General features: G+C 72.2%; 12 protein-coding genes. 9 read left to right on the forward strand and 3 right to left on the reverse strand.

All coding sequences use genetic code 11. The features are described from left to right. The first annotated feature begins 429 nt into the window (after positions 1–429). The 6 genes from ABD339_RS16710 to ABD339_RS16735 all read left to right on the forward strand — a co-directional run bounded on the left by ABD339_RS16710 (position 430) and on the right by ABD339_RS16735 (position 7,342). Complete coding sequence (locus tag ABD339_RS16710) at positions 430–1,683, forward strand: glycosyltransferase family 4 protein (protein WP_344566809.1); 1,254 nt, start codon at positions 430–432, stop codon at positions 1,681–1,683. Further along, positions 1,680–2,675 carry a hypothetical protein gene (locus tag ABD339_RS16715; RefSeq protein WP_344566811.1) on the forward strand — a complete coding sequence of 332 codons (996 nt, stop codon included), beginning with the start codon at positions 1,680–1,682 and terminating at the stop codon, positions 2,673–2,675. The genes ABD339_RS16710 and ABD339_RS16715 overlap by 4 nt, the downstream gene beginning before the upstream one ends. A 358-nt stretch (positions 2,676–3,033) precedes the next feature. After that, a complete protein-coding gene (locus ABD339_RS16720) occupies positions 3,034–3,789 on the forward strand; it encodes a (5-formylfuran-3-yl)methyl phosphate synthase (RefSeq protein ID WP_344566815.1) in 756 nt (251 codons plus the stop codon). Positions 3,790–3,797: 8 nt separating this feature from the next. Further along, positions 3,798–5,201 carry an aldehyde dehydrogenase family protein gene (locus ABD339_RS16725; RefSeq protein WP_344566817.1) on the forward strand — a complete coding sequence of 468 codons (1,404 nt, stop codon included), beginning with the start codon at positions 3,798–3,800 and terminating at the stop codon, positions 5,199–5,201. A gap of 2 nt (positions 5,202–5,203) precedes the next feature. Next, positions 5,204–6,307, forward strand: a complete 1,104-nt coding sequence (locus tag ABD339_RS16730) for an NAD(P)-dependent alcohol dehydrogenase (protein ID WP_344567045.1) — start codon at positions 5,204–5,206, stop codon at positions 6,305–6,307. A 117-nt stretch (positions 6,308–6,424) separates the two neighbouring features. Continuing rightward, entirely contained in the window at positions 6,425–7,342 is a 918-nt protein-coding gene (locus tag ABD339_RS16735) for a class I SAM-dependent methyltransferase (RefSeq protein WP_344566819.1), read from the forward strand. Between the two features lie 82 nt (positions 7,343–7,424). Here ABD339_RS16735 and ABD339_RS16740 read toward each other — a convergent pair whose 3' ends face one another. After that, positions 7,425–7,898: an NUDIX hydrolase gene (locus ABD339_RS16740; RefSeq protein ID WP_344566821.1), complete on the reverse strand. Its 474-nt coding sequence runs from the start codon at positions 7,896–7,898 to the stop codon at positions 7,425–7,427. Between the two features lie 545 nt (positions 7,899–8,443). Here ABD339_RS16740 and ABD339_RS16745 point away from each other — a divergent pair. The 3 genes from ABD339_RS16745 to ABD339_RS16755 all read left to right on the forward strand — a co-directional run bounded on the left by ABD339_RS16745 (position 8,444) and on the right by ABD339_RS16755 (position 10,501). Further along, the gene (locus ABD339_RS16745) at positions 8,444–8,632 is read left to right on the forward strand and encodes an NAD-dependent epimerase/dehydratase family protein (RefSeq protein ID WP_344566823.1); all 189 of its coding nucleotides are present in this window, start codon (positions 8,444–8,446) and stop codon (positions 8,630–8,632) included. After that, positions 8,587–9,042 (forward strand): NAD-dependent epimerase/dehydratase family protein, encoded by a 456-nt coding sequence (locus ABD339_RS16750; protein ID WP_344566825.1) that lies wholly within the window; start codon positions 8,587–8,589, stop codon positions 9,040–9,042. The genes ABD339_RS16745 and ABD339_RS16750 overlap by 46 nt, the downstream gene beginning before the upstream one ends. Before the next feature lie 157 nt (positions 9,043–9,199). After that, entirely contained in the window at positions 9,200–10,501 is a 1,302-nt protein-coding gene (locus ABD339_RS16755) for a cation:proton antiporter (protein WP_344566827.1), read from the forward strand. A 51-nt stretch (positions 10,502–10,552) separates the two neighbouring features. On the opposite strand, the gene ABD339_RS16760 is transcribed toward ABD339_RS16755, so the two are convergent. Further along, positions 10,553–11,251 carry a response regulator transcription factor gene (locus tag ABD339_RS16760; RefSeq protein ID WP_344566829.1) on the reverse strand — a complete coding sequence of 233 codons (699 nt, stop codon included), beginning with the start codon at positions 11,249–11,251 and terminating at the stop codon, positions 10,553–10,555. Next, the gene (locus ABD339_RS16765) at positions 11,248–13,341 is read right to left on the reverse strand and encodes a sensor histidine kinase (RefSeq protein WP_344566831.1); all 2,094 of its coding nucleotides are present in this window, start codon (positions 13,339–13,341) and stop codon (positions 11,248–11,250) included. Before ABD339_RS16765 ends, ABD339_RS16760 begins: the two co-directional genes overlap by 4 nt. Between the last annotated feature and the right edge of the window lie 329 nt (positions 13,342–13,670).

Raw genomic sequence — 13,670 nt, forward strand, 5'->3', positions numbered from 1 at the left:
ATTTCGCGAACCGCTTCATGCCCCCGTGCTTCGGCCAAAGGGATGGTGAACGGACCCGGAAGGAGCCCATGGCGAAGGTGCGGGCGCCGGCGAGGTCGCCGAGGTGAGATCGACCCGACGGCGATCTCGTCCTGCTTGCCGGGCCGTTGCCAGGCGCGCAGGCGGAGGCGGAGTGCGGCATCGCTGTCGGCGTCGGTGAGGTGGCCGTCAGCGAACTTGCCGGTATGGCCCCGCGGGCTGTTACAGAGTGCGGACACGTTGCCGTGAACAAACCTCCGCCGGCCCTCATCACAGTGAAGTACCGGCCGGCGAAACCGGTCCGGGACCGATTTTCCCGACTCTCGGGATGACGTATCGCTTTGGCGCCGCGCTGAAGGGGCCGCGGCGAATGGTTGGCAACAGGCCATGGCTAGGGGTATGGGGGGCACAATGCGCATCTCGTTCTTGATCTTCAGTGCGTACGGGATGGGGGGCACCGTCCGCACCACCTTCAATCTGGCGCAGGCGCTCGCCGAGCAGCACGAGGTGGAGGTCGTGTCGGTCTTCCGCTACCGGGACAGGCCGTTCTTCGAGCCGGGCAACGGCGTACGGCTGACATCGCTGGTCGACATGCGCCGGCACAGCCCGGGCTACCAGGGCGATGACCCCGAACACGCCCGGCCGGCCAGGGTCTTCCCCGCCGCCGACGGCAACTACTCCCAGCACAGCGCGCTGACCGACCGGCTGATCGGTGAGTACCTGGGCAGCACCGAGGCGGACGTCGTCATCGGAACCCGGCCCGGACTCAATGTGCATGTGGCCCGGCAGACGCGCCGGGGCCCCGTGCGTCTGGGCCAGGAGCACCTCACACTGGCCACGCATTCCGCGAGGCTGAAGCGCGTGCTGCGCCGGACCTACCCCCGCCTGGACGCGGTCACCACGGTGACCGAAGCCGATGCCCGCGACTACCGCAGGACCATGCGGCTGCCGGGCGTGCACGTCGAGTCGCTGCCCAACAGCGTGCCCGAGCCGGATGTCCTCCCCTCGGACGGCAGCGGCAAGTGGGTCGTCGCCGCGGGGCGGCTCGCCCCCGCCAAGCGTTACGACGTGCTCGTACGCGCCTTCGGCGAGGTCGTGCGCGAGCGTCCCGACTGGGGCCTGCGCATCTACGGCCACGGCCGCGAGGAAGGCAAGCTGAGGAAACTCATCGATGAACTCGGCCTCTACAACCACGTGTTCTTGATGGGGTCGGCGAATCCCATCGAGGCCGAATGGGTGAAGGGGGCGGTCTGTGCGGTCACTTCGAGCCTGGAATCCTTCGGGATGACCATCGTCGAGGCCATGCGGTGCGGCCTTCCGGTCGTGGCCACCGACTGCCCGCACGGGCCGAAGGAGATCATCCGTGACGGCATGGACGGACTCCTGGTACCCACAGGCGATGTGAGCGCGATATCCGGTGCGCTGCTCCGCCTCATCAACGACGAGGGACTCCGTACGCGGATGGGCCGGGCCGCGCTCACCGCATCCGCGCGGTTCGATCCCGCGCAGGTGGCCGGCCGGTACGAGGACCTGCTGACCTCGCTGGTCAAACACCGGCCCGGCCCCGTTCAGCGCGCGCGGGGCACCCTGCTCGGCGGCGCGTACGCGACCAAGGACAAGATTCGACTGGGCGTGGGACACGCCCTCCAAGGAGCACGGGCATGATGCAGCACTGTCTCGACACGCCGGCGGGCCCCGTGACGGCGGCGGCCCGCCCGTACATCAGCTCTCCCCTCGCCCGCAGGGTCCACCACGCGCGGGCCGACTGCACGGCCGACAGCGCCGGCGGGCTCACCTTCGGAGTGCGGCTCTTCGACGAGAACGACAAGGAAATCGGGGCCCCCGAGGTGCCGGTGGCCGCAGCCGTGCTCCTGCGCCTGCGCCAGCAGCACGGTCCGGACGCCACTCTCCGGCTGCCGCTCACCCGTGCGGCGGCAGACCGCGGGCTGCGCGCCACGCTGGCCGGCACCGCGCTGCTCCGGGAGGGACGCTGGGACACCTGGCTCGCCCTCGCCGACGAGGAGCCGCTTCGGTTGCTGCCCGGGGTGCACGACCTGCGCTCCCTTGCCAACAGCGGGCCTGTTCACGCCCACGCGTGGCTCGGCGTCCGGGTCCCCTACACCACCAAGCACGGCAACCTCACCGTCCGTACGTGGCTGCGCCGGCCGCACGCGGAAGCAGGGGCGTTGTATGTAGGTAACAGCTCCGTAGCGTTGCGGGGCAGGCTCTATGGAGTGCGTCTGACGGCCGCCGCGTGTCTGGAGGCACATCCCCGCGACACGGAGGGGGCGCCCGTGCGGATACCCGTGGTGCCCGTGCGCCTGGACGGCGATCGGCGCTCCGGACGGGAGACGGCACCTGGGCACGGCGACCGTGACCGGCAAGCGGGGGGCGGCTTCGCCGCTGAACTGCCTCTGGATTCCCTGCTGCCCGGACACCGGACGTGGGACCTGTGGCTCCGCCCTGCCGAGGACGAGGAGCCGGTTCGGCTCGCGCGGATACTCGACGATGTCCTCGACAAGAAGCGGGTCTTCAGGTACCCGTCCCGGCGAGTGGCGAATTCCGGCGGTGCGGTCCACTCGGTGCGGCCGTACTACACGGTCAACAACAACCTCTCCGTGGACGTGAGTTACGAGGGTGCGGCGCAGGCGGAGTAAGGAGCAGGAGGCCAAGAGGCCAAGAGGCCAAGAGGCCAAGAAGGCCAGGAGGCACAGGGGCCCACGCCGCGCTCCATCGGCGTGGTCGAGCCCGTCCGCGGCCTCGGCAACTGCTCGGCGGGGGCGCGGTTTTCCGGCTCCGCCGGGCGTGTTGTTCAGAGCTGTTCAGGGAGTGTTCCGAACCGGCGTGGACGGCGCGCAGGAGGGGCGCGGACGCATCGTGACAATGCCCCGTTCGGACTCCGCACGCCCTGCCGACGGCCACGGGCTGCGGCAATGATGAGCAAATCGCACGTGATCCAAGCGACTCCGCGTATCCGCCATCCGGCGGGTGGGCATCGGGTGGAAGGAAACCACGTTGTTGCTTCTCATCTCACCGGACAGCGTCGAGGAAGCCCTCGACTGCGCGAAAGCGGCGGAGCACCTCGACATCGTTGACGTCAAGAGGCCCGACGAGGGCTCACTCGGTGCCAACTTCCCCTGGGTCATCAGAGAGATCCGCGACGCGGTTCCGGCGGACAAGCCGGTGTCCGCCACCGTGGGGGACGTACCGTACAAGCCCGGCACGGTGGCCCAGGCGGCTCTCGGCGCGGCCGTCTCCGGAGCGACGTACATCAAGGTCGGCCTCTACGGATGCACGACGCCCGAGCAGGCCATCGATGTCATGCGGGGGGTGGTCCGGGCGGTGAAGGACCACCGGCCGGACGCGTTCGTCGTCGCCTCGGGTTACGCCGACGCCCACCGGATCGGCTGCGTCAACCCGCTCGCACTGCCCGACATCGCCCGCCGCTCCGGTTCCGACGCGGCCATGCTGGACACCGCGATCAAGGACGGGACGCGGCTGTTCGACCACGTTCCGCCCGATGTCTGCGCGGAGTTCGTCCGGCTGGCCCACGAGGCCGGTCTGCTCGCCGCCCTCGCGGGCAGCGTCAAGACGGGCGACCTCGGCACGCTGACCCGCATCGGCACGGACATCGTGGGGGTGCGCGGGGCGGTCTGCGAGGGAGGTGACCGCAAAGCCGGAAGGATCCGGCCACAGCTGGTGGCGGCCTTCCGCGCGGAGATGGAGCGGCATGCCAGTGAGCACACGGCCGCCATCGCCGCCGCGAACTGACCGGCGGTATGCCGACACCTCTAGCGCGTCGCGGTCCCCGGGGCGGCGGTGAGCGTCTCACCGTCCTCGATCCGGCCACCGGCGAGGCCCTCGACGAGGTCCCCGACCAGCAACCGGACGAGTTGGACGCCGCGATCGAGCGGGCGCACGAGGCGTGGCGCGGGTGGCGGGCCGACCCCGCCGCCCGCACCACCGCACTGCACGCGGCGGCCGACGCCGTGGCGGCGGCCGGGGCCGACCTCGCTCCGCTGCTCACCCGTGAACAGGGCAAACCCCTGGCCGAGTCGCATGCGGAAGTCGCCCGCACGGTGGCCCGACTGCGCTACTTCGCCGAGCTGGACCCCGGGACCCAGCCGGTCACCGACGGGCGTCCGGTACGCAGCGAGCTCCGCTGGCGACCGCTCGGTCCCGTTGCCGCGATCGTCCCGTGGAACTTTCCCCTCCAACTCGCGTCGGCGAAGTTCGCACCCGCGCTCGCGGCCGGCAACACGATGGTGCTCAAGCCCTCCCCGTTCACACCTCTCGCCTCACGTCTGCTGGGAGCTGTCATGTCCGCCGCCCTCCCCGAGGGCGTGCTGACGATCGTCACCGGGCGCGAACCCCTGGGCGCGCGCCTCGCGTCCCACCCGGGGATCCGGCATGTGACCTTCACCGGTTCGGCTGCCACCGGACGGGCCGTCGCGGGGGCCGCGGCTGCCTCGCTGGCCAGGGTCACGCTGGAGCTGGGCGGCAACGACGCCGCCATCCTGCTGGAGGACGTGGAGGTGGAGCGGATCGCGGACCGGCTGTTCTGGGCGGCGTTCCGCAACTGCGGACAGGTCTGCATGGCGGTCAAGCGCGTCTACGCCCCGGCCCCGCTCTGCTCACAGGTGGCCGAGGCCCTCGCACAGCGCGCGAAGAGCGCCGTCGTCGGAGCCGGGCTCGACCCCGGCACGCAGCTGGGACCGGTCAACAACGCCCCCCAGCTGGCACGGATCGAGCGTTACACGGCCCGGGCCCTGGCAGACGGCGCCCGAGCCGTGACCGGTGGTCACCGGCTGGAGGGGCCGGGCTACTTCTTCGCCCCGACGATCCTGGCCGAAGTCCCGCCCCACAGCCCGGTGGTGACGGCCGAACAGTTCGGTCCGGTGTTGCCGGTGCTGCCCTACGGGAGCCTCGACGAGGCCGTCGAGGCGGCCAACAGCACCGGCTTCGGACTGGGCGGCTCGGTGTGGGGGAGCGACCCCGACCGGGCCGAGGCGGTGGCCGGCCGGCTGGAGTGCGGAACGGTGTGGATCAACCACCACGGTGAACTCTCCCTCGCCCAGCCCTTCGCGGGCACAAAGGAGAGCGGTGTCGGCATCGCCGGCGGCCCGTGGGGGCTTTACGGGAACCTCAGCCCGTTCGTCGTACACCGTCCACAGGAGGCGTGACGATGAAGTTCGGTGCGGCCGTACTGCGCTCGTACGAGAGCCGCTTCGACGTCGAGGAGGTGACGTTGCACACGGGGCCGGGCGACGGCGAGGTCCTGGTCAAGATCGCGGGCTGCGGGATGTGCCGGACCGATCTCGCCGTCCGGCGTTCGGCGGGCCGCTCACCGCTGCCGGCGGTGCTCGGCCACGAGGGAGCCGGGATCGTGGAGGCGACGGCAGGCCCCGACACCGGCCTGAGCGTCGGCGACCATGTCGTGCTGAGCTTCGACTCGTGCGGACACTGCCGGAACTGCGTGAATGCGGCCCCCGCCTACTGCGACTCCTTCGCCGCGCTCAACCTCTTCGGAGGGCGGAAGGAGGACGCGGCGCGGCTCACCGACGCGGCCGGGACGAGACTGGCGCCCCGGTGGTTCGGCCAGTCCTCGTTCGCCGAGTACGCGGTGGTCCGGGCCCGCAACGCCGTCCGGGTCGATCCGGCGCTGCCCGTCGAACTGCTCGGGCCGCTCGGCTGCGGCTTCCTCACCGGCGCCGGGGCGGTCTTCAACTCCTTCGGCGCGGGCCCCGGCGACAGCGTCGCGGTCATCGGCGCGGGCGCTGTGGGCCTGGCGGCGGTGCTGGCGGCCACCGCCGCCGGAGCGGTGGCCGTGGCCGTTGACCGGCACCCCGAACGGCTGGCCCTCGCCGAGCGGTTCGGCGCCGTTCCGCTGCACGCCGCATCGGCCGACCTGCCCGGCCGTATCCAGGGGCTGACCGATGGCGGAGCCCAGTACGCGCTGGACACCACGGGCTCCGCACCTCTGATCAACGACGCGCTCCGGGCCCTGCGCCCGACCGGCCACCTCGGCCTGGTGGCACGGCTCCACACGGCGCTGCCGCTCGAACCGGGGGCGCTGGACCGGGGCCGGAAGATCTCTCACATCTGCGAGGGGGACGCGGTGCCGGGGCTGCTGATTCCACGGCTGACCAGGCTGTGGCAGGCCGGACGGTTCCCCTTCGACCAGCTGATCCGCACATACCCGCTCACCCGCATCAACGAGGCCGAACGCGACTGCGAGGCGGGCCGCGTGGTCAAACCCGTCCTGCTGCCGGAGGGAAAGGAGCGCTGAACGGGGCGCCGGACGCCCACACCCAACTGATCGGCAGCCCGACTGATCGACCGCGATCTGACAGGCGGGCCGCGGACACCGCTGTTCGTGGCCTCTACTCGCGCCAAGGGAGCACACATGGTTGGCACAGCGCATCGGGATACCGGTGTGGAAGGTGTGGAAGGGCGCGTCGGCCGGACCGCTTTGCTGGTCGCCGCGGCACGGGCGATCGAGACCCACCGCCCCGACAGCCTGGCACGCGACATCTACGCGGAGCACTTCGTGCTCGCCGCACCGGCATCGGCGGACTGGCCGGTACGCATCCAACAGGTTCCGGACGGGGACGCGAACCCGCTGTGGGGACGGTTCGCACGCTACTTCGGCCTGCGGACGAGGGTTCTCGATGACTTCCTCCTCCGCTCCGCGCACGAGGGAGGCGTCCGCCAAGTGGTCCTGCTCGGGGCAGGACTGGATACCCGGGCCTTCCGGCTCGACTGGCCTCCCGGCTGCGTGATCTTCGAGATTGACAGGGAAGGCGTACTGGCGTTCAAACACCAGGTGCTCGACGGGCTGCCGGCCGCCCCGAACGCGGCGCGCGTACCAATCGCGGTCGATCTGCGTGCCGACTGGGCCGCATCGCTGACCGACGCGGGCTTCGACACGGCAGCACCGAGCGTCTGGCTGGCCGAGGGGTTGCTGTTCTACCTGTCCAGCGCCGCCGAGACCCACCTCATCGACACGGTGGACCGGTTGAGCACAGGCGGCAGCGCTCTGGCGTTCGAGGTCAAGCTCGACAAGGACCTGCTGGAATACCGCGACAGCCCGCTCTACACCTCGACGCACCACCAGATAGGCATCGACCTGCTCAGCCTCTTCAACAGAGAGAAGCGACCCGACTCCGCGGGCGCTCTGGTAGGCAAGGGCTGGACCACAGCGGTCCACACCCCCTTCGACTTCTCCCGCCGGCACGGGCGCGGCCCGCTGCCCGAACGGAACGACGCACTGGCCGGCAACCGGTGGGTGTTCGCGAACAAGCGTCGGCGGACCAGACCGTAGGGGGGGCGGCGGTGCCGGCCTGCACGCGCGGCGCCGCCGTGAAATCCCCGCACCGGCCTGACAGATGGCGGCGGCCGATCCTTCAGTGCTGGATCAGGCCGCCGACCGTGACTGCGGGGACGTGGCCGGTCGCCGGGCGGGTCTGCGCCGGGCTCAGGCCGACATCGACCAGCGATGACCCTCGCAGACCGGCGACGGCGGGGAGCGGAGTCCAGACCGACTCGGCGGTCTCGCCGTTCGGCTCGGGCCTCAACTCGCCGCCGGTGAGGCGAACCTGGTAGACGACGCCGACATTCTGATGCTCGCGGTCGCCCGGGACATTGCGTTCGGCTGCGGGGATCACCCTGGAGTCCACCCCCAGCAGGCGCTCGACCACCGCGTCGCAGCCGGTCTCCTCGGCGACTTCCCGGATCACCGCGTCGAACGGGTCCTCCGTGTGCTCGACTCTGCCGCCCGGAAGGGTCCAGTCGGTCTCGCCCTTCGGCGGCACATGACGGGCGAGCAGCACCCGTCCGCCGTCGGTGCACACGGCGTACGCCGCCGGCCGGAAACTCATATCGGCACCCTAACGTGACGACCAGCAGCCGAAGTTGACCGCGCCACCCGCAGCGCTCGGCGGCCCCGCCCACCCGGATGGACAACGTCCCGCCCTGGTCCGGCGGGGGACAGACGGCCTGCTCGACCCCGGCGACATCCAGGCGGCGCGCTCCACCTCCCGGCAACTCACCCCTCGGCCGCGCCGCTTGAACAGGTCGGCTGCACCTCCCGGGCGCTGTGCGAGCGCATGCCCGGCCTTGAGGTGGCCGGTGTGGACTGCGTCGGCAGTGTCCTGTTCGGACGGCCGGACGCCCCACCGCGGCTCCAAAGCGGCCTCGGCATTCCCGCACCGGGGCGCCACCCTTTCGATCTTCCCTTCGGCCTTGCCGATCCGGTCACCGGAGTGGGGGGGCTCATCTACCGCACCACATGGCGCAGGCGCTCTGACTCCGCTGCGCGAGCCGAGCGGCCCGGCCCGTTGTCGCGGGCATGGGCCCGATTCAATGGGCAGGGGCCGATCCAGCCGTCCTGAACAAGGTCCATGTGAGAATCGGGCGATGAAGAGTGAGGTGTACCGTACCTGCCAAGGTCCTGGTAACCGGTGGCGCCGGCTTCACCGGCAGCCGCACACGATGCGAACTCCTCCAGCGCGGCCACGAAGTGGTGGTGGCCGACGACTCGTCCGACAGCTTGCCGCAGGCACTGGAGTGTATAGCGGAATTCGCCGGCAACTCCCCGCACTCAGGGGGCTGAGCCCGCGCTACTTCAACCTCGTCGGCGCCCGCCCCTCCGGCCTGTGGGGCGAAGAACCCCGCGGCACCCCCGACAACCTCATGCCCTACGTGGCCCGGGTCGCCGCCGGACAGCCCGACCGGCTCAGCGTCTTCGGCGACGACTGCCCGACCGCCGGCGGCACGGGCGCGCGCGACTACATCCACGCCATGGACCTCGGCGAAGGACACTGCGCGGCCCTCGCACATCTCGGGGGCGAGAGTGGCATGCGCACCTTCAACCTGGGGACCGGCACCGGTACATCCGTCCTCCAGCTCATCGCGGCCTTGGAGGCGGCCGGCGGCCGTGACGTGCCGTACCGGATCACCGCCCGCCGCCCCGGCGACGTCGCCACCCTCGTCACCGATCCGGCCGCCGCGGCCACCGGCTAGAACCGGACCGCCGAGCGCGATCTCACCGACATGTGCCGGGACGCCTGGCACCTCCAGGTCCGCAACCCGGCCGGCCACGCCTCCTGACGCCCCCGGACGGCCGGCTCCAGCGCCGCGAGCCCACACGGCCTCCGCCTTCAACCGGAGTACAGCTGACATGTCCAGTAGCCAACTCTCCATACTCTTCCTCGACCTCGCGCTGATCGTCGTGCTGGCCCAGCTCGCCGGGGCAGCCGCCCGCCGCTGCGGACAGCCTCCCGTCATCGGCGAGATCACCGTCGGCATCCTCCTCGGGCCGACCGTGCTGAACGGACAGCTCTCGGAGTTCCTCTTCCCGATGAGTGTCCGCGGCGAGCTGAGCGCCTTAGCCCAACTCGGGCTCGCCCTTTTCATGTTCAAGCTCGGCATGGAGTTCGACTGGGCCACCGGGTGGGCGACCCAGCGGCCCTCGGCGTGCATCGCGGCAGTCGCCATGGTGGTTCCGTTCGCCGTGGGTGTCGCCCTCGGCCTGTGGTGGCGGCCGGGCGGTTCCGATGTCCAAGGGGTCGCACCGGTCCTCTTCATGGGGGTCGCCCTGTCGGTGACCGCTTTCCCCGTGCTGGCCCGGATCGTCGAGGACCGGGGACTGTCCCGTGCGCCTCTCGGCCAGACGGCACTGGCCAGCGCCGCGCTCTGCGACATCCTCGCCTGGGCCGCGCTGGGCGTCGTCATGGTCCTCTGCGGAAGGGACGCGCCCTGGCGGCTGATCTGGTTCGTTCCCTACCTGGCCCTGATGGCCGCTGTGGTGCGACCGCTGCTGCGGAGGCTGATCCGCAAGGGCCGGGCCGGGCTCGATCTCTCCCTCACCTGCACAGGGGTCCTGGCGTCGGCCGCCGCCACGGAATGGATGGGGCTGCACTTCATCATCGGCGCCTTCGTCTTCGGCGTGTGCCGCACCAGCGCGGTCAACGGCCTGCGAGAGCAGGAGAAATACGAACACCAGGAAGAAGACGGCGAGCGGTCCCGGCAGGAAAAGCGCGGTGAGGCCGAATTCCGAAGCCGCCTCGGCGTCCTGGACACCCGGCTCCTCCTGCCGGTCTTCTTCGTCGCCGCGGGCTGGCAGGTGGACCTCTCCGCACTGAACGCCTCCCGGCTGCTCGACCTGGCCTTCTTACTGGCGGCGGCCATCGGCAGCAAGTTCCTCGCCGCCGCCGGCGCGGCCCGGCTCTGCGGCTGGGGACTGCGGGATTCGGCGGCACTCGGCGCGCTCTTGAACACCCGGGGTCTGACCGAACTGATCGTGCTCACCGCGGGCCGCGATCTGGGGATGCTCGATGACACCGGCTACACCCTCCTGGTGGCCATGGCGGTCTTGACCACGATGTCCACGGGACCGGTACTCCAGCTGCTCCTCAAGCCCCGCCCCGCCGAGAACCCCGCCGAACCGGCCACGTCCGCCGAACGGCTCACCCGGCACTGAGCGCGGATGTTCCGGCCCCGGGCCGCGCGCGTTCCCGGCGCGGCCCGGGGCTCACGGTGCCCGGTACTCCTGCTCCGGCCGTCCGGCAGCCCCGTAGCGCAGGCGCATGCGGAGCAGCCCGCGGCTGACCATGTCGGCCAGGTACCGCTGCGCGGTGGCCCGCGACACGCCGACCAGTGCGGCGACCTCACCGGCCGACAGCGGACCCGCCGCGTCCTGGACGGCGCCGAGCACCAGCTCCCGGGTCACGGTGTGCGCGGCGGTGGCGGCCCGGCGGCCACCCGCGCCGGCTCCGCGCAGCGCGGCGAGCGCGTCATCCAGCGCTTCCTGGTCGAGAGTCTCCGCACCGGTCAGCTGCCGGTACCGCACATAGCCGCGCAGCCGTGCGGCGAGCGCGTCCGGTGCGAAGGGCTTGATCAGGTACGCGAGCGCGCCCGCCGCCAGCGCCGTGCGCACGGTCCGGCCCTCGGCCGCCGCGCTCAGCACGAACGTGTCGCAGGGCAGCGCGTGCAGCAGTTCCAGCCCCGGACGGTCCGGCAGGTACAGATCGACGAGTGCGAGGTCCACCGGTACCCCGGTCTGCCCTGCCGCCGCCAGCGCCTCGTCGGCCGAGCGTGCCGTACCGGCGACCGCGCAGCCCGGCGTCTCCGCCACGATGTCCGAGTGCAGCCCGGCGACCCGGAAGTCGTCATCGACGATCAGGACGGACAGTGGCCGCTGGTGGTCCGCGGCCGGACGGCTGATGCTCATGCGGGGTGCTCCGGAGGGTGGTGGCCGGCGGGGGGCGGGGAGTCGTACGGGGAGGCGCCGGGCGGGGGCTCCGGGGCGGTGGCGGATGCGCTGCCGGGTCCGGTTCCCGTCGGGGGAGGGGGCTCCGCGCCGGGGCTGCCTCCCGCCCCGGAACCTCCCTCGCCGCCGTCGGCGGTGTCGTCGCCGCCCGCCAGCACCTCGGGCAGGCGGGCCACGAAGACGGCTCCGCCCGTCACGCGGTCCTCCGCACCGGGCGGCACGGCGCCCGTGGTGCCGTGCTCCGCTCCCACGGCCGCCCCCGGAACGGCCGTCTCCGCACCGGTCCGGGGGCGGGGTTCTGCCTCTGCGGCCGGGAGCCCGCCGGCCAGGGGCTCTTGTGCAGGGGTCTCTTCAAGCGTCGCAGCTCCCGGGGGCGCCCCCGGTTCCGTGAGCCGGAGGTCGCCGCCGCGGGCGCGGGCGATCTGGCGGGCGAGGGGCAGTCCGACGCCGCGCCCGCCGACGTCATCGGCGCCGGGCTCCTTCGTGGAGACGCCCTCGTCGAACAGGTCCTCCCGCCGGGGCTCGGCCACGCCGTCGCCGCTGTCGGCGACCGTGATGAGCAACGTGTCCGCCACACCGATGAGTTCGACCTCCACCCGGCGCGGGCTGCGCTGCCCCGCGTGCGCCGCGTCCACGGCATTGTCCACGAGGTTGCCGAGCACCGTGGTCACATCGACGGGTGCGGTCACAGTCCGACGCACCCATGTGCCGCCGCCCAGCACCAGCGTCACCCCGCGCTCGCGCGCCGCCGCGGCCTTCGCCGTCAAGAAGGCGCGCAGCGAGGAGTCCCGTACGGTGTCCGGGCCGAGGTCGGGCAGGGTCTCGCCGAGCGGCCCCGAGCCGAGCAGGGCCTCCAGGTAGTCGGCGACATCCGACGGCCGCCCCGAGTGCACCAGCCCGGAGAGCACGTGCAGCCGGTTGGCGAACTCGTGCCGCTGGGCGCGCAGCGCGGCGCTCATGGTGCGAACGGCGTCGAGCTGCCGGGTCAGCGACTCCACAGCCGTACGGTCCCGGACGGTGAGCAGCGTCCCGAGCCGGCGCCCCTCGCGCCGGACGGTCCGCGCGGACACCACCAGCACCCGCTCCCGCACCACGGCCATCACGGCACGCCCGGCATCCGGCTCGCGCAGCACGTTGCGCACTCGCGGGGTCAGCCCCAGCTCACCGACAGGGGTGCCGGGGGCCGCGTCGATGCCGAGCAGCGCGCGGACCTCGTCATTGGCGACGGTCACCCGGTCCCTGGTATCCAGCGCGAGCACCCCTTCACCGATGCCGTGCAGCACGGCCTCCTGCTCCTGGACCAGAGTGGCCAGCTCCTCCGGCTCCAGGCCGAGGGTGAGCCGCTTCCAGCGGCGGGCAAGCAGTACGGACGCGGCGAGGCCGACCAGCAGCGCCGCGACGAGCCAGCCGAGACCGCCGATCAGCACCCGGGCCTGCTCGGCGCGCACGGCCCCGGCCGAGACGCCGACATTCGCCTCGCCGACGACCCGGCGGGAGCCGGGCGCGCGTACGGGGACCTTGGCCACCACCTCCTCGCCCAGGTGGGCGCGGTGCCGGGCCAGCTCTTCGTGCCCGGAGAGGGCGGTCGAGGGGTCGGTGCTCACCTTGCGCCCCAGCTGCGCCGCGTCGGGGTGGGACAGCCGGGTGCCGCGATCGTCGGTGACCACGACGAACAGCGAGCCGGTGCGCCGCCGTACTGTCTCGGCGCGCTTGTTGAGCCGGCTGTTCGCGAGCACGGAGCGGGGAGCGCGTGCGGCACCGCCCGAGCGCTCGGCGGCGGCCGACCAGCGGTCCGCCGCCGCGCGCACGCCCGGCTCCCCGGCGACCGTCCGGGCGATGGCGAGCGCTCGCTGCTGGTATTCGCGGGTGAGACGCCGCTCGCTGTCGTAGGCGAAGGCGCCGAAGGCCGTGCCCACGACCAGGGTGACCACCGCGCACTGGAGCAGCAGTGTGCGGGTGCGCAGACGGAGCCATGGCCACGCGCGGGGCCGCCGGGGGAGCGCCGCCGGGGCGCGGCGGCCGGCGGCAGGCGGGGGCGGTGCGGGTTTCACCGCTCCCACGGTAGCCCTGCCCCACGCGCTGAGCACAATGCACACAACTCACGGAACAGCGATTTCGCGGGTTGCGCACGAATGCTTCAAAGCGAGGGGGCCCGGCGGATAGCTTCCCGGCCTGGGACACACGCGACGCGGGGAGGCCACCGCTGCCCCGGGCGGCCACCGGAACGTCAACCGCACGCCGCCGGCCGCACGGTAACGGGCACAGGGCCGCCGGGCCGGGCCCCGCCGGGACGCCGGAAGTGCCCCAGCACGAGCCGCAATCTCAGGAGTCCACATGTTCATACCGCGCGCAGCGTGGCGCGACGGCACCGACCGCAGCA

This window comes from Streptomyces axinellae, assembly GCF_039532135.1.
GTDB lineage: Bacteria > Actinomycetota > Actinomycetes > Streptomycetales > Streptomycetaceae > Streptomyces > Streptomyces axinellae.

Coding starts and splice junctions, on each gene's coding strand:
- ABD339_RS16710 (WP_344566809.1), top strand. CDS start 430: ATGCGCATCTCGTTCTTGATCTTCAGTGCGTACGGGATGGGGGGCACC.
- ABD339_RS16715 (WP_344566811.1), top strand. CDS start 1,680: ATGATGCAGCACTGTCTCGACACGCCGGCGGGCCCCGTGACGGCGGCG.
- ABD339_RS16725 (WP_344566817.1), top strand. CDS start 3,798: ATGCCGACACCTCTAGCGCGTCGCGGTCCCCGGGGCGGCGGTGAGCGT.
- ABD339_RS16730 (WP_344567045.1), top strand. CDS start 5,204: ATGAAGTTCGGTGCGGCCGTACTGCGCTCGTACGAGAGCCGCTTCGAC.
- ABD339_RS16735 (WP_344566819.1), top strand. CDS start 6,425: ATGGTTGGCACAGCGCATCGGGATACCGGTGTGGAAGGTGTGGAAGGG.
- ABD339_RS16740 (WP_344566821.1), bottom strand. CDS start 7,898: ATGAGTTTCCGGCCGGCGGCGTACGCCGTGTGCACCGACGGCGGACGG.
- ABD339_RS16755 (WP_344566827.1), top strand. CDS start 9,200: ATGTCCAGTAGCCAACTCTCCATACTCTTCCTCGACCTCGCGCTGATC.
- ABD339_RS16760 (WP_344566829.1), bottom strand. CDS start 11,251: ATGAGCATCAGCCGTCCGGCCGCGGACCACCAGCGGCCACTGTCCGTC.